The following is a 19090-nucleotide window of genomic DNA, read 5'->3' as shown; positions in this document are numbered from 1 at the left end:
TTTCTTCTTCCTAGAGATAAACGCGGAACTCGTTCCATTCGAGTTGCTCAAATTCTGAATTGTCCTAATCTTCGGTGCCACTGGCAAGGGTGTTTACGAACAAATCTGCAAATTAGTAAATTATCAACTTTGCACAGGTTCCTATAACCAAAAAGTTCGCAAATTATTGGCCATTTTAGCAAAAATGCATAACAAAGTTTGACATTAATCACATCAATCACTTTGTTTTTTCAATCAATATGCATGATCAAATTGCACAGCCAATAAAAAACCACCATCAAGCCCCACTATGATTAGTGTAGCGAAACTCAAGACTTGGCAATAAATTTTTATCTGCATTACATTGGTCGGTATTGTTAAAAGCACTGTTTGAAGTCCTAAGTGCACAAACCATAAAAACCAACACATAAATTACATCAGAACTTACGCTCAAGCGCTGAAGTAATGGCAAGACTCAATTTAGTAGAGGCGAGAACCGTTGAACTTCAACAAAAGAACCAATAAGTTACCCCAGTTTATAGCTCTTGCTGGCGCCTGCTTACTAAGCGCGTGCGCAACCCAAAAGCCAGAGATCGTTACTGAGGTTCCACCAGAGCCGGCTCCCAAACAAGAAATCGTCTATAAAAACTTTGAGCCTGAAACACTTTACTCGCTAATCGTTGCCGAACTTGCCGGTGATCGCCAACGTTACGACATTGCCCTTAGAAATTATCTGCAACAAGCTCATCACACCCGCGACCCAGCAATTGCCGCACGGGCAACGCGAATTGCACAATTTTTAGGCGCACATCAGTTTACGCTGAACGCCTCGCTGCTATGGCATGAAATCGAGCCCGAAAACCAAGAAGCTCAAATCATTGCAGCTACCGAACTAACCTCGGCGAATCGTCTTATCGAAGCAATTGATTTGGCCAAGCAAATCGACGACCCAAGCATAGATTCCCTATACATCACCATTGCTGCGCGCGCCGATCAAGCCACCGATATTGAACGTGAGCGCCTGCTGACAACCTTCAATGAATTAAATTTAGCCCATCCTGATAAACCTGCTCTGTTAGTGGGTTTGGGGCTTTTACACGCAGAACAAAATGATTTTGACCAAGCCATCACGCTGGCTAGACAGGTTCAAAAGCAAGATCCTCAAAACGTCGCGGCCATTAAACTTGAAGCAGAGTCTTTGGCGGAATCGGGTCAGTTAGAAAAAGCCAAAAGCTTTTTATTAGAAAAGCTAGAACAGCAACCCACAAGCGTTAGCTTGCGATTGCACTACGCGCGACTACTGGCTAAAGACGATGTAGAAGCATCGCGTGAACAGTTCAGAATTCTTAATCAACAAAAGCCCGGCGACCCGGATTTTATTTTTTCACTGGCGCTACTCAATCATGAGCTTGGCGATCTGGATAACGCCAAAGAGCTGTACGGACAACTGGTTCACACGCCCGAACGCGGTACATCTGCCAACTATTACCTTGGCGAAATTGCTCGCGAGCAAGGCAATGACGACTTAGCACTGAGTTACTATCTAGAAGTGAAATCGGGACCGGATTTCTTCCCTGCTCTGGAGCGAAGCACCGACATACTTATATCCAAAGGCGAAAACACCGAAGCAAATAGCCGCTTTGCTAACCTTCGCGAACAATTCCCAGAAATGCGTGAACGCTTATATCTCGCTCAAGCCAACTCACTGGTACGCCACAAACAACTTAAGCCTGCGGTTGAACTTCTTACCGAAGCCTTAAGTTTTGACGAGACCAACTCGTCGCTGCTCTACGCTCGCGCCATGGCGAATGAACAACGCGATCTAATCCATTTAACCGAAGAAGATCTGCGCACAATTCTACAGTACGACTCGAACAACGTTACGGCGTTAAATGCCTTGGGTTACACGCTGGCCGACAGAACCGATCGTTACAGCGAAGCCTACGAGCTTATCAAAAGTGCGTTAGAGCTGAACCCTCAAGACCCCGCCATTGTTGATTCCATGGGTTGGGTTCAATACAAACTCGGCAACTACCAAAATGCTATTGAATATTTACGCAAAGCCATGGCTGCATTTCCAGACCATGAGGTTGCCGCGCATCTTGGTGAAGTTTTATGGGTAACCGGTGAAACCGAAGAAGCCCAGGCGATCTGGAATAAAGGTCTAGAGCTAAATCCAAACAGCGATATCATTCCCGGTGTTATGAAAAAACTGAAAGGTAATCGATAATGCTGATGAACCGCTGGCGCACGGCAGTTTTATCGGCTTTGTTGGTAACGTTAGTTGGTTGCGAGAATTTGTCGTCCAAACAAACGTCTGCGCAACCGCTACCGGAACAGTTAGAGAATCTGCAACGGTGGGAAATTCGCGGCAAGCTGGGTGTTAAAACCAGTCAAGACAGCGCTAGCACCAGCGTTAAATGGCAACAGCAAGCAGCCGACCAATACCAAATTAATTTGGTCGGCCCGCTCGGCCAAGGCAACGTTGAAATCATCGGCGAACCTAAACTGGTGTCGGTTAGCATTAAAGGCGAGACCTACACCAGCAGCTCCGCAAGGGCACTCTTGTCAGAGCAACTCGGGTGGGATCTACCCGTCGAGCAATTTCAATACTGGGTAAAAGGCGTACCTTCACCCAATAGAGCCATCGATGCTGTTTCTTACTCGGCTGAAGGCAGCATCGATTCTCTGTCACAAGACGGTTGGCTAATCATCTACGACAAATACGAAGATTTTGAGCACTGGCGCTTGCCCTCCAAGCTCACCGCAAGCTTCAATTCCTTAAAACTTACTTTGATTATTCGCGATTGGTCGTTTAATACTGCCGGTTAATAATTTCAATTAACGAACTCAGCGCTTCGTAACGCTTTTCTTGTTTAACACAATCATGACCACAATCACCTTGCCAGCCCCGGCCAAACTCAACTTGTTTTTACACATTAATGGTCGCCGTGACGACGGCTATCACAACCTGCAAACGTTATTTCAGTTGTTAGATTTTGGTGATGAGCTGACTTTTACTGTAACCGACGATGAACACATCCATTTCACCTGCTCTCATCCAGAATTAGCCGGTGACGATAATTTGGTGGTTCGAGCGGCAAAAATGTTGTTGAGTCATACCAATAAAACCAACGATCTTGGTATTTCAATTCATTTAGAGAAACGACTTCCATTTGGCGGTGGCATTGGTGGTGGCAGTTCGGATGCAGCAACAACCTTTCTCGCCCTTAACAAACTGTGGAACCTACAACTCGGTATGGACGAGCTCGCTGACTTGGGAAGAACTCTAGGAGCAGACATTCCCGTGTTTATTCGCGGCCGCAGCGCATTTGCCGAGGGGGTTGGTGAAATTTTGCAACCCGTTGATTTGCCTAAAAAATGGTTCATTGTCTTGGCGCCTGATTGTCATGTATCCACCGCGAAAATTTTTTCACATAAACGTTTGACAAGAGACACGCCCATCATTAAAGTAGCGGCCTCTTCAGAGCGAGGCACCAAAAACGACTGCCAAGCCCTAGTGATTGAGCTTTATCCAGAAGTGAAAGAAGCTCTTACTTGGCTGAGTCAATTCGGTGATGCTCGCATGACAGGCACAGGCTCTTGTGTTTTTTTAGGCGTCAACAGCCAAGAAACTGCAAGAACCATAATCGACCAAAAGCCAAGCCATATTAATGGTTTTGTGGCAGAGGGAGTGAATAACTCCACAACGGTTGAGATGCTCAATAGAGCATAAGCTACTGGGGTGTAGCCAAGCGGTAAGGCAGCGGGTTTTGATCCCGTCATGCGAAGGTTCGAATCCTTCCACCCCAGCCATTATTTCGTATGAATTTGAGCATATAAGTGCCCCATTCTCGCAACAGCGCCTATTCTTAGTAACTCATTAAAGAATTCATTTATTTTATCCAGACGCAGAATTTTTAATTGCATAACGGTTTACAATTAGATAAAAAGCGCGGCCTGGATCATCCCGGTCTTAATCCCAACACACAAACTAACCACACAGGACCAGATATTGTGGCTGATTTGATGTTATTTTCGGGCAATGCTAACCCTGCCTTAGCCCAGGCAATCGCGGACAAACTCGGAATTCCTCTTGGCAAAGCCAGCGTAGGCAAATTCTCCGATGGCGAAATCACCGTTGAACTTAATGACAACGTGCGCGGACGCGACGTATTCATCATTCAGCCAACCTGCGCACCTACCAACGACAATTTAATGGAATTGATCTTCATGGTAGATGCACTTGGTCGCGCTTCCGCAGGCCGAATCACTGCTGTGGTTCCCTACTTCGGTTACGCTCGCCAAGATCGTCGTGTTCGTTCTGCCCGTGTACCCATTTCAGCCAAAGTCGTTGCCGATATGATGGTAGCCGTGGGTGTTGATCGCGTACTAACCGTCGACCTTCACTCAGAACAGATTCAAGGTTTCTTCGCGGTGCCTGTGGATAACGTTTACGGCTCACCAGTGCTGTTAGCCGACATCGAACGTTGTGACTTCAAAGACCTGATTGTTGTTTCACCGGATATCGGTGGTGTTGTTCGGGCTCGTGCAGTTGCAAAACAACTTGACATTGACCTCGCCATCATCGATAAACGCCGCCCGCGCGCCAACGTTTCAGAAGTTATGAATCTTATTGGTGATGTTTCTGGCCGAACCTGCATCCTAGTTGATGACATGGTGGATACCGCCGGAACCCTTTGCGGTGCAGCCAAAGCATTGAAAAGCTTCGGCGCCGAAAAAGTGGTCGCCTACTGTACACACGCGGTACTTTCAGGCAATGCCATTAAAAACATAAACGAATCCGAGCTCGATGAGTTGGTTGTTACCGACTCGATTCCATTGATGGGCGCGGCCAAAGATTGCGATCGTATTCGTCAGCTGTCTTTAGCGCCAATGCTTGCAGAATGTATGCGTCGTATTTGTAATGAAGAATCTCTAAGCGCCATGTTTCGCTGAGTTCAATCGAACACAGCTTTAATATTGCGCTTATTTACCTGGGCCAAATCAACAAACAACTGTCGATTAAGCCCAAATTACCAAAACCTCCTCAAGCATCTGGTCGCAAGAGCTTGAAGAATTATTTAATGAGGACTCAGCAATGTCTGAAAATTTCGTACTTAGCGCTGTAGTTCGCGAAGTGTCAGGGAAAGGTGCGAGCCGCCGCCTGCGTCGTGAACAAGGTTTAGTTCCAGCAATCGTTTACGGTGGCAAAAAAGAACCTCTTCAAGTTACCGTCGAGCACAAAGAGCTTGTTAAACAATTAGAAAATGAAGCGTTTTACTCGCACATCATTACTCTAAACATTGGTTCTGAAACCGAGTCTGTAATTCTTAAAGATTTACAACGTCACCCAGCAAAACCATTCGTTACACACGCAGATTTCTTACGCGTTTCTAGCGATCAAAAACTACACACCAAAGTGCCGTTACACTTCATCAATGAAGCGACCAGCGTAGGTGTTAAAACTCAAGGCGGCGTTGTAACTCACAACATCACCGAGCTAGACATCATGTGTCTACCTAAAGATCTTCCAGAGTTCATCGAAGTTGACGTTGCAGCTCTTGAAGTAGGTCATAGCCTACACATCTCTGAAATCACCCTTCCAGAAGGTGTTACTTCAGTTGACTTGACCAACGCTGATCACGATCTTGCGATCGTTACCATCTCTAAAACTCGTGGTGGTAGCTCAACAGAAGAAGAATCTGCTGAGTAATCTGTCGATTTGCAGCTGGCTCTGCCGGCTGCAATTGCGTACCCTTCTTATCCAAATCCCTTCTTAATTTAAAATCGCCAAAACAATCTTAACCCATGGATAACCCCGTTAAAATTTTAGTTGGACTGGGTAACCCAGGCCCCGAATACCAAAACACCCGTCATAACGCCGGTGAAGACTTTGTGCGTCTAATTGCCGAGCAATACAACATTCCTCTAAAGCTCGACGCAAAATATTTTGGATTTTACGGCCAAGGCATCATCAACAACCGTGATATTAAATTACTGATTCCCACCACCTTTATGAACCGCAGCGGCAAAGCAATAGCAACGCTTGCAAACTTTTTTAAGATCAACGCCGAAAACATACTGGTTGCTCACGACGAACTCGACATGGCACCCGGTGTAGCACGCTTAAAATTAGGCGGTGGTCACGGTGGACACAACGGCCTGCGCGATACCATCGCAGCTCTTGGTAATAACAAAGATTTCGCACGCCTGCGCATTGGCATTGGCCATCCCGGCAACGCTAAGCTTGTTTCGGGATACGTGTTGAAAAAAGCTCCGGCGGCCGAGTTTGATCAAATCAACGAAGCCAGCTACCAAGCCAGCAAGGTTTTACCCATGCTAATGGAAGGCAAATGGAGCCTTGCTATGCAGGAATTGCACAGCGCAACCTAAAAAGCTAAGACGCATAAACAAACTTGCGACTATGCAAGCCACTCCAGTGGTGTAAAATGCCCGCCTTTTGATCAAGCTGAAGCACAATCGCGCCAAGTCGCGTAATTACCTTGCTTCAGCCCATTACAGAACAACTTACAGGACGAATTAACCATGGGTTTTAAATGCGGCATCGTGGGTTTGCCTAACGTCGGTAAATCAACCCTTTTCAATGCACTGACCCAAGCGGGTATCGACGCAGAAAACTTCCCATTCTGCACCATCGAGCCTAACTCTGGCGTTGTACCCGTACCAGACCCACGCCAAGACAAGCTGGCCGAAATCGTAAAACCTGAGCGTATCATTCCAACCACCATGGAATTCGTAGACATCGCCGGTCTTGTTGCTGGCGCCTCTAAAGGTGAAGGCTTGGGCAACCAATTTTTGGCCAACATTCGCGAAACCGACGCCATTGCTCACGTTGTGCGCTGCTTTGATGATTCCAACGTGATTCACGTTGACGGTAAAGTGAATCCAGAATCCGATATCGAAGTGATCAACACCGAATTGGCCCTCGCCGACCTCGACAGTGTTGAAAAGGCCATCACCCGCTACACCAAACTTGCCAAAGGCCAAGACAAAAACGCCAAAGCAATGAAAGACGTATGCGAAAAAATTCTGCCACACCTAAACCAAGCATTGCCGTTGCGATCGTTTGAGCTAACCGCCGAAGAATTAGCGCTGTTAAAGCCGCTAAGCCTGCTCACGCTTAAACCCACCATGTACATCGCCAACGTTGATGAAAGCGGCTTTGAAGACAACCCACTGCTCGACAAGGTACGCGCCATTGCCGAGGCCGAAAACGCCGTGGTAGTTGCTATTTGTAACAAACTGGAAGCCGAAATCGCCGAACTCGACGACGAAGAAAAGCAAGACTTCTTAGCCGACCTAGGTATGGAAGAACCCGGTCTAAACCGAGTGATTCGCGCCGGATACGAACTGCTAGGCCTACACACCTACTTTACCGCCGGTGTTAAAGAAGTTCGCGCATGGACAATACCCGTGGGCGCCACAGCCCCCCAAGCTGCTGGTAAAATTCATACCGACTTCGAAAAAGGCTTTATTCGTGCAGAAATCGTCTCTTACAACGATTTTGTCGCATACAAAGGTGAAAACGGCGCTAAAGAAGCCGGTAAATGGCGTTTAGAAGGCAAGGAATACATCGTTAAAGACGGCGACGTCATTCACTTCCGCTTTAACGTCTAAAACGAATACAAAAACCCGGGCTTTCGCCTTGACAGACAAGCTCGGGTTAGTAATAATTCGCGCCCTCACCAAATGGGGCTTTTGAAATCATTCAGACTTCAAAACAAATTTGGATCGAGAACAGTGGCTAGGTAGCTCAGCTGGTTAGAGCGCAGCACTCATAATGCTGAGGTCGGGAGTTCAAGTCTCCCCCTAGCTACCACTTTCTCAATACTCTCTTCTCTTTTTCAAATCTTTTATTTTTCTTTCGCTTCCACTTCTATTGCTGGCAATACAAACGCATTAACGAATTCGTACAGTTGGTGAATTTGGTTTTTGGTAGCCAGTTTTGATTCTTTTGAATTTTCAAAAAAATGTTGTGCTGCTTTTTCGATAATGGCTTTGGCGATTTTGCAGGTATTTTCGAGTTGTGGTGAGTTGAGTTTTTCTAATAATGTGTCGGTATTTTGTTGGTTTATGTGTTTTGAATTAACAGATAGTTGGTTGTATTTATTGAGGTTAAACATCCACGATTTTAATTCGCCCGACAATTCTAATTGGGTTAGGTTATTAATAAACTCCAGCGTAATTAAGGTAATTAAATAACCAAAGGCTAGGTGTTGGTTGGTATCGACAATTTCGTCGTTTTGTTCGCTAACCAATTGCAATAAATTGTAGCTGTTGTGCAACCGCTTTAACTGGCGTGGATTGGTCAGTTGGAATTGATTAGTCCAATACACAAAGGCGGCTTTTTGCTCGGGTGTATAGCCTTCTAGAATTTGTTCGTGGCTACGTTTTTCGGGCGTGGGCATTTTTAGAATGTCGTTAACGATGTTTTCTAAATTCAATTTTATCGCGTCTGTTTTATTTTCAGTTGGCTTGGGATTATCGCTCTCACCGGCTTGACCTTCGGAATTATGCGCCGGTTTATTTTTCTCTGTCTCTTCGTCGGACTTTTTAGGTTTTTCTGGATTAATAAGAACTTTCCAGTCTTGAATTTTTGAATCGGTATTTGATTCTGTGCTAGCAGCGTTTTTGGCGAGTTGTTGTTCATCTTGCCAAACGTAGCTCATATAGCCGGTTACGGTATCTAGGTCTGGCTCGGGAATATTAATGGGCAAATGAATAATTTTTCCCAAATAATCGCGAGCGATGGTTTTGGCGTCGTTACTGGTATGGAACTCTTGTATTTCACGGTAGTGATAGGCCAGCGCCGCCAACGCAATGCGTTGGTCTACCGCTAAAATAACCGTAACACCGGGAATATCTAAAATTAACCGCACCGCCTCTAAGGTTTTAACAATGCCTTCTGGGCTGCAACGGTCGAGATCATCTACCACAAAAACCAAGCGTTTTTGATTACCAAATACAGATCTTTGTAAACGCAATTGGCAAAGCAGCTGAATATCTTTACGCATTTCAGAAACCAAACCGAGGTGTTCGGAATAACTGGGCAGTTTTACGTAGGTTAATAATTCTTTGGTATAGGGTTGTGCAAACAATTTTTTAACGGATTTTAATACCGTAAATAACAGCGCTAAAAAACCACCGTACAAGGTAATGTCTTCTGGTTTAAAGGTTAAATTTGCTAAGGTAAAACTTTTAGCCGTATAAAAATCGGCACCCGCATAAAAGCCCACAATCATGGTTGCCAATAAAACCAAACAAAAGCTCAGCATTTTAAAGGGGCTTTTGTGGGCGACAAAATCTCCTGCAAACCAAATACGACGAGTGTATTGCCACGTTAATGCCGCTTTAATTCTGTAACCCAGTTTTTGCCAGTAGTTTGGTTCTACTACATGGCTAGAATTATTCGATTTCTGATCTGGTTTTTCGGTTACAGATTCTGATGTTTTACTCGGTTGCAACGGAACACGGTATTGCGTTAACGCTTGAATAATTTCGTGGGCCATACCCGCTTGAATATTATCGGTATGCTCGTAGGCCCAAGCATTAAACTCACCCCAAATAAAATCGATTTTATCTTCTTTACTGTTAAAAAATAACCGTTCTTTTAATAAATTTAAAATTCGAGTTTTACCGCTACCCCAATACCCCAACAAACCTACGGTTAAATGATTGCTGTTGTTTTTATGGCTAAACAACGCCTGTAAAGCACTGACCAACTGCTGGCGATTTAATGCGTCTTTAACAATTGAGTCATTTTCAAACGAGGTTTTGGCATCAAGCTTTTGTGTGATTTTATTTTTTGTTGTATCTAACTGCGCCAAGTTTTCATAGATTACTAATGCCTGCTGCAACGCTTGTTTAACTTTAGAATCCTGTTGCTCGTTGGCTAAATTCTCTAATGCAGGTTTAAATTTATAAGTGTGCAAATCGTTAAACCAACCGGGTACAGAAATAGGCCAAAGAAGTCTTAGTAATAATTCTTTGCTTGAAAGAGATTGCGCTAATAATAAATCCTGCTCAACCGCATTAATAATATCGTCTTTGGCGGCGTCGGCGGCGTCGGCGGCGTCGGCGGCAGCGGCGGCGGAGAAGGCGGCAGCGGCGGCGACGTTGACGGCGGCGGAGGCGGAGAAGGCTGAGAAAGCGGCGGCGAGGACGTCTTGGGCGGCGGCGGCGGCGGCGACGGCGGCGTGGGCGTGGCCGTGGGCGTGGGCAGAGGTCAAGGCAGAGGTGAAGGCGGAGGTAAAGGTGGCGGTAGTGGTGGCGACCTTTACATTATCGACGTTGTCTTTATTGGGTAACACAATAACATCTTGGCTTAGTTTTAACACTCGCATTAAGGCCAATAAAAAAACCGCTCGCAGGTCATTACTAACCTGTGTTAACTGTTTATTATTGGGCTCATAATTGTCACGAGACCTGTGCCAATAATCGAAATGACCTTGCTCCGCTAAAAAACCAAACACTCGCAGCGCAGTACGTAAAGCAATTGCAGCAGGCAAATAACGGTCTCGTTTATAAAGCTCTTTACAGGCATCTTCTACTTTCTGCTTAAATGCCTCTTCTTTATCAAATTCTTTTTCTGACTGTTCTGGACTATCGCCATTCTCTCCAGAACCTTCTGATTGAGCAGAACTACGTGCCTTTTCAAGCGTATCTTCGATCTGGAATTTTGCTTTTATGGTTTCTTGGGCATTTTTATCGGATGGGATTTTAGAGGCCATAAAATGTGCTTTCGTTTGAATCGATTGATTAGGCATTTGCCGCTATTTGATGGTTAATTCAAACAGGAAAGACGGTGCAAATAAAGGCGTTTTATAGGAATGTTAAAAATGACGTTAAAGGAGGTGGTTTAACCGTAAATTTGGAGTAACAAGTAACCGTTTTTTTGAAGGTTTAAGGTAGCTTTATTGGCGTCGATTTTTAAAGTAAAAAGCGTTAGAAGTGAATCATTTTGACGTTATTGCTTTTGCCAATAATCGATTAGGGATTCTTCCACCGCTTCGTAGGCATAGTTATCCACAGCGGTTACGCCTATATTGGCGAGTTTTTCGGCGGGGCCGTCGCCCACTTTGGCAACGAATACGGCTTGGCAGTCTTTAATGGTGTGTAGAATTTTTTGCATGGCGGATTGGTCGCCGTGCTGGCCGTGGCAGTAGTGGTCTACTTCGCGGTTGTCGATTTGCTGAAGCTGGCCGTCAGTAATGTCGTAGATGATAAAGTTTTTGGCGTGACCAAAATGCAGGTTAATTGAGATTCCATCTTTACTGGCAACGGCAACTTTCATGAGGACTCTTATTAATTAACGGTGCAATAATGGCGAATTCAGGATTTGACGTTCTGGTTATTTCTGGGATGAACGCAATGAGTACGGTGGTTAAGCCAATCGTGACAACCGTTTAAAAACGCATAAATGCATCCATGCAGCTCCCGCAATTCATCCTGAATTGAGGGTTTTAACCGGTCACCACGATTGTCTTTGTAAGCTTCGCAGTATCGTGAAGGCTTGCTTACACTGGGCCGCGTGCTGAGTGTTTTACTTCTACGGTTTTACCTAGCGCGTCTGCGTAGCTTAGTGCTTCGCCTTTTAGGGTAAAGGCTTTAAGTTCGTCAAACATGGTGACTACTTTTTCTTCGGCGCTTTGGCCTTTAAGGTCGCTTTTTTCAATGCATAAAAGCTCTAGGGCTTCGTTCCAAATCATGCCGTCGTCAAGCGGTACGGCTTTGACGGTTAGGTTGCCTAAGCTAATAATTAGGTTGTCTTTAATGTCGTGTACAAACACTAACACTTGCGCGCCTTCGGCACAGTCGTTTTGGTAGTGCTCGGCAAGCATTTCTAGATCAGACAACTGATAAAGACCGGCCACCAACATTTCAATTTTATCGGCTACGGCGTAAACCACGGCTTGTTTAGCAACCACGCTGGGTGGCTTGCGATCACCACGCTCGGTAACTTCACCGAATTCCAATACTAAATCGCCACGGTAGATTTCGTTGCCAGAAATTTCACCGGTAAGGTTTACGTTAAATAGATAACCTTCGTCTTTGTATTTTTGAATGAGCATAGCTTTGCCTACCTAGGTTGGATTTTAAATTCTGTGATTGATCGCAATTGGGCAATTTGTATACCTGTATTATTTTTGTGCAATGATTCTATTTTTGTTATTAAATTCAATGTGTTAAATGCATTTGATATAGATCATGTCGCAAATCCGACAGGCTTTTTAGAAGTGCTGGCTGTAGCAAACTGAACAATTCTTGTTTGCAGGTATTTAGGGTTGGGGTTTGCTTTTGGTGTGTTAAATGCGAGTATCAAAGGCAAAGTTTAAAGATATAAATCGCTGCGCTCATTTTAAAAATCCACGGTAAAAAAGAGTGCTTGGAGCTGTACGAATATGTGGGAAGTTTTTTTTGCTACGGTTGATCCGCAACCCATTTGGTTGTCGCTTAAACTTGCGGTTATTACCACGGTGATTTTATTAATTATTGCCACACCCATTGCGTGGTGGTTAACCTGGAGCAACCGCAATACGAAAAGTATTGTTACGGCTATTGCTACCTTACCGTTGGTATTGCCGCCGTCGGTATTGGGTTTTTATTTATTGTTATTGCTTGGCGCCAACGGCCCTATTGGTGAGTTAGGTAAACAATTCGGTTTTGCGAGTTTTGCCTTTACCTTTGAAGGCTTGGTTATCGCCTCGGTTATTTATTCGTTTCCGTTTGCGTTGCAACCTATTCAAAACGCCTTTGAAGCCATGGGCAAAAAACCCATGGAAGCCGCTGCAACGTTAGGCGCTTCGCCTTTAGATCGCTTTTTTACCATCGCCCTACCCATGGCGCGGCCCGGTATTTTAACGGCCGCGGTGTTGGGTTTTGCGCACACCATTGGTGAATTTGGTGTGGTGTTAATGATTGGCGGCAATATTCCCGGTGAAACCAAGGTGTTGTCAGTGGCTATTTATGATCACGTCGAAGCCATTGAATATGATCAGGCCCACGCGTTGAGTTTGTTGATGATTGGTTTTTCGTTTGTAGTGCTGTTTTTGTTGTATTTTTTAAATACTAAAGCTTCGCAGAATTATTCGTTTAAAGCGTCTTAATTTATGTCACATTAAATAATTAAATTACAATCAAATTAAACAATCCCCGTAAAACAATCACATGAACGATATCGAAATTGCCTACCGAGTGACACGCGAAGAATTTGCGTTAGATGTAAATTTTAAAACCGCCGCCAAAGGTGTAACGGCGCTTTTTGGTCAATCGGGCTCGGGCAAAACCACCCTACTGCGCTGCATTGCCGGGTTAGAATCGCCGGATTTTGGCCGATGTATTTTTAAGGGTGATATTTGGCAAAATGAAGTTATTCATTTAGCGGCTCATGAACGCCCAATTGGTTATGTGTTTCAAGAGGCGAATTTATTTCCGCATTTAACGGTTGAGAAAAATCTTCAGTACGGCTTAAAACGTCGCAAGCAGGTTGTTAAATCGGTCAGCTTTGATGACGCTGTTTCGTTATTGGGTGTCAGCCCGTTTTTAAACCGGCTTCCGGCTGAGTTATCGGGCGGCCAACGGCAACGTGTGGCCATTGCGCGCGCACTGGTAACCAGCCCACAATTATTATTAATGGATGAACCGCTGGCGAGTTTAGACATTCAAAGCAAAGCAGAAATTTTACCCTATTTAGAAAGCTTAAATGGCAGTTTGGATATTCCGGTATTTTACGTCAGTCATTCGCCGGAAGAAGTCTTACGTATCGCCGACAACATTGTGCTGCTAAACAATGGCGCAATGCTGGCGCAGGGTAATTTAAATGAAATTCTCACCCGCACGGATTTACCGCTAGCGCATTTAGAAGAAGCCAGCGCCGCGGTGAATGGTGAAGTCATCAGCCATAACGATGACTACCATTTGAGTTACGTAAAAATTAAAGGCGGCACGGTTGCGGTGTCTAAACTGGATTTTCCGGTAGGTAAAATGGCACGTATTCGCATTAGCGCAAAAGATGTGAGCTTGGCATTACAACCGGGCCAAAAATCGAGTATTTCGAACGTATTTCCGGTAACGGTGGATTCTATAACACAGGCCGTTGATCCGGCGAAGGTGTTGATTAAATTGGATATGGGCGGGGAATGCTTTTTAGCGCAGATTACGCGTTTGTCTCAACATCAGCTTAATATTGAACCCGGTAAAATTGTCTACGCACAAATTAAAAGTGTGGCGCTAATGCGATAAGAAAACGTTGGTTTAAAAAGCTTATTGACAAAAATAATCTTAAGCACTGTAAAAGGCCGGCGCTAACAAACCTAATAGGTTATAAATTCCATGTACCAAAATCGGTAATAGCAGTTTTTTTCTAACCTCAAAACACCCACCAAATATCAGCGATGGTATAACCACCACAAACGCCCCCACACTTTGAAAGTACAGCACGTGCATAAACGCAAATACGATGCTAGTGATTACATTGGCAAGCGTTAACGACGTAACGTTGAACGGTAGACGATTTTTGCTGAATATTTTTAGCTTTAATAATTCTTGCTGAATAAGCCCTCTAAAAATAATTTCTTCACAGATAGGGTAAAACGCACCGGCCAACACAACAGTTCGCAGTGAGTCTAGGCGATTGAAGGTTGGCAATACACCTAAATACCAACACCAAAGCCCCAAAATAAAAAGGGCAGCCATTACGGCTGCCCCTAGTGCGTTTAATTCAGCTCGATTCATGAATGCATGAATTTAGCGAATTTTTTGCGGTTGATAAAGAGCAACGCTAACAAGGCTGCAAACGGTAGGGTTGGGTCAACTGGAGCGTTACCGCCACCGAATGAACAACCAAAGATGTTTTTACGATCGCCATTGTCGGCAGGTACGTTCGCCACATCTACTACGGTTACAGTCACTTGATCGGTGCTGCTTAAACCTTCTGCGTCGGTTACGGTTAACTCAAAGACCAATTCTTGATCCGATGTTAAGCTTGGTGCCGTGAAGCTTGCAGTTGCAGTATCTGCACCGGACAAACTTACCGATGGGCCAGAAACTTGATCCCATTCGAAGGTTAATTCACCCTCTTCTGGATCGGTACCAGAACCCGCTAGGGTAACGGTAGACTCTTCATCAACGGTTTGATCTGCACCAGCATCTGCAACAGGCGCTTGGTTTGGAGCATCGTTGACGGTTACCGAAACCATGGCAGTAGCTGTTTCACCTTCGGCATCGCTTACGGTTACTTCAAATACCAACACGGTTTCAGCAGCAACTTCTGGCGCGGTAAAGCTTGGCGTTGCAGTATCGGCACCGGTTAGGGTTACGGCTGGGCCGCTAACTTGAGTCCAGCTGAATGCTGTCACTGCGGCATCATCCGTAGATGCGCTAGCATCCAGAGTAACGGTTGCACCTTCGGTAACGGTTTGAGCAGCACCAGCATCAGCAACAGGCGCTTGGTTTGGTGATTCTAGGTTGAAGCCAACGATTACAGGGTCGTGATCTGAGTAACGAGTTGCTGTAGTACCATCAAAGTAGCTCGCTTCTTTACCGAAATCTAGGTTGTAATCTAAGGCATCGGCTTCGTCGGAGTTGATGTTCCAAACGGTTACATCGTTAACTTTGGCGTTTAGCTCGTCGCTGACCAAAATGTAATCAAGGGTACCGGTTTGGCCGTCGAATACGAATGAGTTTGACTCAGCACCTTCGACGTTAACAAAACCTTCGCCTAACAAGAATTGCACAGGTTCTTCTTGCGCGTAGCTGTTTAGGTCGCCCATAACGATCATATCGCCATCGACAATACCCGTTGGGTTAGTTGCTAACCAAGCAGATACAGCTTGTGAAGTTTCTAAACGACGTGCATTCCAGAAGCCTGCGCCATCACCTTGGTCGAAGTTAGGGCTGGTTTCGTCATTAAGGCCCGATTGACCTTTTGATTTATAGTGGTTAACAACAACGGTAAATAAATCACCGGTTTCGACACTTTCAAAGGTTGCCGCCAAAGGCACACGGCTGGTGGCCGGGCCTTCAAATAACGGATCAGCCGCAAAGTCGCGAGTCTCAAAACCTGGCAAGGTTGCTGCGATAGTGTCATTTAGCATGGCGATGGTGCTGCCTTCGGCAATTTCAACGGCTGCTGGTTTGTAGATCATGGCAACGGCAATTGCGTCTGAACCCACAAATTGCACACCCGGATTTACAAACGCGTAAACCTCGGAACCCAACTGTGTGTTAACCGCGGCAATTAGCGCTTCAACGGCGGTATCAACGGCTTCGGTGCTGTTGAATTCGTTTTCGATCTCAATCAAACCAATGACGTCGGCATCGATAGCAACAATGGCATTCGTCAGCTTAACTAACTGACGATCAAACTCTTCGGTGGTATCGGCGCCACGTGGGTCCATACCAATTGCAGTGGAAACACCCGACAAATCGATGGTGGTGAAGAAGTTCAATACGTTCATAGAGGCAACTTTAAGGTTACCACCAACATCTTCAGGAGCAGCCGTGCGTGGGTTTGGCGAATTTTCTTCCGCGGTTGATGTGAAGGTGTTTACGCCATCTAAATGACCGCGAACACGCCAGGTTGAACCCGATGCGCCATTACCGGCAAATTTGTAATCCAAAACACCAGAAAGGTTAACGATTTGATCACCCATGCGTGGAGCTACGGCTTCGGCGTAAGGGAATTGGAACAAACCCGAGACGTTTTGGTTTTGGAAATTTAAACCGTCATCAAACACGATTGAACGAGCACCGTCTAAACGTGCCTGAGCATCAAAACCTGCCGCGCTTGGGGCATTTTCTTGGGTGAACTGACGTGGACGCTCACCGGCAACCAAGCGAATCTCATTAAAGCGATCCAACTGGAATTGTTCGGTGATTGTTAGGGTTTCTGGGAAGCGAACCAACATGCCTTCGTAAGATTCTAGATCTGGCTGAAAGTCATCGTTTTGGCTTAGGGTAACGTCGGTAATCGCAGAAAGGTTGATATCGGTAACCAAATCAGCAACGGCGGCAGCTGGATCAATAATGCAAGGTGCAACAACGGTTACCGCGGTAATGTTGTTGATTTGCGTCTCGCCAAAGTTTTGGTTAACGGTACCGGATACACGAACCACATCACCGACGTTAACGTCTACACCAAAGGTGTTATCGAAGATAAACACACCTTCAGACGACGTAGGATCGGTATCTTGGTCGGCCACTTCTTCCATCAAGTAAAAACCGCGTAGATTACGAGTCTCGTCGGTATCGCCATCTTGGAAATCGCCAACGACCACACCTTCAACGGTAACTAACTCACCGATAATTGGGCTGACATCAACGTCACCAAAGTTGTTGGTACCGTAGGTGGTAGGATTACCTTGAACCGCAGAAATAAGAACTAATGGTGGCTCGGCTGGTGGCTGCTCTTCTTCTGGAGGAGTTGCCTCCTCAGCACCTACTGGGAACGGAGTCGGAGAAGTAGCATTTGTGGTCTGTCCATCAAACACATCAGTTCCACTGAAAGCCCACTCAGATGCTGTAAAAGTTGCATTTGGAGCGGTGACGCTGGCGTTACGTTTTGCCCAACCATCCGTGTAATCCCACTCGGTCCCGCTACCATCTACACCCTCTACACCGTAGGTATCTGAAATTACACCGTTGAAATAAAGCAATATTGGGTCATCACCATTTACGCTAATTTCGCCAGTTGTGTAGTCAGGTGCAAATCCGTAGAAATCAGTAAAAACAGGGGTTTCTGTAGCAACATAAATATATTCGCCAGCAGCAAGCGCAACACTTGGAAATACGAAATCTGGACCACCGCCATTTAATCTACCATTAGTCGTAGATGATAGACTTTCAAACCCATATGCACTTAAGTCCGGAATATCCGCAAGAGCGCGTAACTCTAGCGCTTTTGGGTTACCCGAAATAGGGCCGTCCGCAATACCTGAAATAATAAGATCCTGCGCAAACACAGCAGGTGCCATTGCGCTCAGCAGCGCACTGGCCAGTAATTTTTTCTTCATAATGTTTCCCCGTCATTCCTAATCGTAAAAATAATATCCAACAAAATACTTAACCGGTTCACTTAAGATTCGTACAATATATCCTCAGTAAACGCTAAAGTGTGATGCTTACCTCAAACAAAATGCGATTTTTTATTTCATTAATGCATATTTTTGTAACAATAAAATTACCAAAACGAATAACAAGCGTTCAAAAAATGCACGTCGTTATCGATTGAGGGATTAACAAAAACGACGAAAAAACGATTTTGATCCTGTTGGATTGACCAACCAAAACAGGTTGAGATGAAGAGGCGGAATGTTATGTGATCAATTTGAACGGCTTTTTTAGATTTTTTTTGAATAATTAAACACAAACAAATAACCATCTATTATTATTTTTGATGGTTATTTGTTTGTGTTTAGAAAACAGCTTTTTGCACAACCCGCTAATAGTATGATTTTTCTTAAACATTTATTCACAACACCCTCTTAAAGTATGAATTATTAAATTTATATTTCATAAATAACGAATTTTGAGCCGAGTTGCTTAGTCCCTAAAAAATCCGTTAACCTCTCACTACGCCCAACAAACTTCAGCGTAAACGTCTAACCCAAAGACAGATTACTTAAAGAATCTCTGACTGACTTCGCTAAGATTTAATCAGAGGGCAAATATCGAAAATGCGACGTACAATTTCAACCACTTGCGACGGTTTAATCAGTTTGCAAGAAGAAAATTACTGTTCGACTTATTCAAGCGCTTTAAAAGCGCTAGGAATTAGCATTTTCTTTATTTAACTTTTTGTAAACCAATAACAATAAAACCATTTAGTATTTAGGAGCGCCCCATGCCTTTTATCGAAATTAAAGTATTTAAAGACGAACTTTCTAAAGAACAATCTGCTGAATTAATTACTAAAGTAACCGATGCGGTTTGTGAAGTAACCAGCGAAAAACTTCGTGAAGTTACTTGGATTACTATTGAAGAAGTCAACGACGGCCAATGGGGTGTTGGTGGCAATGCGCTATCATTAAGCGATGTAAAAAAATTAATGCAAAGCTAATCTATGCCTAATTTTTTTTAGCAATAAAAC

At 44.7% G+C, this 19090-nt stretch carries 15 protein-coding genes and 2 tRNA genes; 12 read left to right on the top strand and 5 right to left on the bottom strand.

Annotation, left to right across the window (positions count from 1 at the left end):
• The first annotated feature begins 1057 nt into the window (after window positions 1-1057).
• From ACYQ28_RS14550 to ACYQ28_RS14510, 9 genes are all read left to right on the top strand, one after another.
• The gene (locus ACYQ28_RS14550) at window positions 1058-2209 is read left to right on the top strand and encodes a tetratricopeptide repeat protein (protein ID WP_460051400.1); all 1152 of its coding nucleotides are present in this window, start codon (window positions 1058-1060) and stop codon (window positions 2207-2209) included.
• A 5-nt stretch (window positions 2210-2214) separates the two neighbouring features.
• The gene (lolB, locus tag ACYQ28_RS14545) at window positions 2215-2811 is read left to right on the top strand and encodes a lipoprotein insertase outer membrane protein LolB (protein WP_460051340.1); all 597 of its coding nucleotides are present in this window, start codon (window positions 2215-2217) and stop codon (window positions 2809-2811) included.
• 55 nt (window positions 2812-2866) lie between these two features.
• Entirely contained in the window at window positions 2867-3715 is an 849-nt protein-coding gene (ispE, locus tag ACYQ28_RS14540; protein WP_460051342.1) for a 4-(cytidine 5'-diphospho)-2-C-methyl-D-erythritol kinase, read from the top strand.
• A gap of 5 nt (window positions 3716-3720) precedes the next feature.
• Window positions 3721-3795: transfer RNA gene (locus ACYQ28_RS14535), tRNA-Gln, on the top strand.
• A gap of 213 nt (window positions 3796-4008) precedes the next feature.
• Window positions 4009-4938 (top strand): ribose-phosphate pyrophosphokinase, encoded by a 930-nt coding sequence (locus ACYQ28_RS14530; RefSeq protein ID WP_460051402.1) that lies wholly within the window; start codon window positions 4009-4011, stop codon window positions 4936-4938.
• A 142-nt stretch (window positions 4939-5080) separates the two neighbouring features.
• Window positions 5081-5695, top strand: a complete 615-nt coding sequence (locus ACYQ28_RS14525; RefSeq protein ID WP_460051344.1) for a 50S ribosomal protein L25/general stress protein Ctc — start codon at window positions 5081-5083, stop codon at window positions 5693-5695.
• A gap of 95 nt (window positions 5696-5790) precedes the next feature.
• Window positions 5791-6375: an aminoacyl-tRNA hydrolase gene (gene pth, locus ACYQ28_RS14520; RefSeq protein ID WP_460051345.1), complete on the top strand. Its 585-nt coding sequence runs from the start codon at window positions 5791-5793 to the stop codon at window positions 6373-6375.
• A 153-nt stretch (window positions 6376-6528) separates the two neighbouring features.
• Window positions 6529-7620, top strand: coding sequence for a redox-regulated ATPase YchF (gene ychF / locus ACYQ28_RS14515; RefSeq protein WP_460051347.1), 1092 nt, complete (start codon window positions 6529-6531; stop codon window positions 7618-7620).
• A 125-nt stretch (window positions 7621-7745) separates the two neighbouring features.
• Window positions 7746-7822: transfer RNA gene (locus tag ACYQ28_RS14510), tRNA-Met, on the top strand.
• A 34-nt stretch (window positions 7823-7856) separates the two neighbouring features.
• Here the strand turns inward: ACYQ28_RS14510 and ACYQ28_RS14505 are convergent.
• The 3 genes from ACYQ28_RS14505 to ACYQ28_RS14495 all read right to left on the bottom strand — a co-directional run bounded on the left by ACYQ28_RS14505 (window position 7857) and on the right by ACYQ28_RS14495 (window position 12074).
• Window positions 7857-10733 (bottom strand): KAP family P-loop NTPase fold protein, encoded by a 2877-nt coding sequence (locus tag ACYQ28_RS14505; RefSeq protein ID WP_460051349.1) that lies wholly within the window; start codon window positions 10731-10733, stop codon window positions 7857-7859.
• Between the two features lie 236 nt (window positions 10734-10969).
• Window positions 10970-11296, bottom strand: a complete 327-nt coding sequence (locus ACYQ28_RS14500) for a NifB/NifX family molybdenum-iron cluster-binding protein (protein ID WP_460051350.1) — start codon at window positions 11294-11296, stop codon at window positions 10970-10972.
• A gap of 223 nt (window positions 11297-11519) precedes the next feature.
• Entirely contained in the window at window positions 11520-12074 is a 555-nt protein-coding gene (locus ACYQ28_RS14495) for a hypothetical protein (RefSeq protein ID WP_460051351.1), read from the bottom strand.
• A gap of 330 nt (window positions 12075-12404) precedes the next feature.
• Between ACYQ28_RS14495 and modB the strand changes: the two genes are divergently transcribed.
• Both modB and modC read left to right on the top strand, forming a co-directional pair.
• Window positions 12405-13109, top strand: coding sequence for a molybdate ABC transporter permease subunit (modB, locus tag ACYQ28_RS14490; RefSeq protein ID WP_460051353.1), 705 nt, complete (start codon window positions 12405-12407; stop codon window positions 13107-13109).
• Window positions 13110-13170: 61 nt separating this feature from the next.
• Entirely contained in the window at window positions 13171-14244 is a 1074-nt protein-coding gene (gene modC, locus ACYQ28_RS14485; protein WP_460051354.1) for a molybdenum ABC transporter ATP-binding protein, read from the top strand.
• Window positions 14245-14283: 39 nt separating this feature from the next.
• Here modC and ACYQ28_RS14480 read toward each other — a convergent pair whose 3' ends face one another.
• Together ACYQ28_RS14480 and ACYQ28_RS14475 are read right to left on the bottom strand one after the other, a co-directional pair.
• Window positions 14284-14697, bottom strand: a complete 414-nt coding sequence (locus ACYQ28_RS14480) for a CPBP family glutamic-type intramembrane protease (protein WP_460051356.1) — start codon at window positions 14695-14697, stop codon at window positions 14284-14286.
• 35 nt (window positions 14698-14732) lie between these two features.
• Window positions 14733-18014, bottom strand: coding sequence for an ExeM/NucH family extracellular endonuclease (locus ACYQ28_RS14475; RefSeq protein WP_460051358.1), 3282 nt, complete (start codon window positions 18012-18014; stop codon window positions 14733-14735).
• Window positions 18015-18844: 830 nt separating this feature from the next.
• Here ACYQ28_RS14475 and ACYQ28_RS14470 point away from each other — a divergent pair.
• Window positions 18845-19060 (top strand): tautomerase family protein, encoded by a 216-nt coding sequence (locus ACYQ28_RS14470; protein ID WP_460051360.1) that lies wholly within the window; start codon window positions 18845-18847, stop codon window positions 19058-19060.
• Window positions 19061-19090: the final 30 nt, after the last annotated feature.

This window comes from Sessilibacter sp. MAH1 (assembly GCF_054658315.1).
Note: the sequence above shows the minus strand (reverse complement) of the source record. Positions and strands in the feature narration are given on the sequence as shown.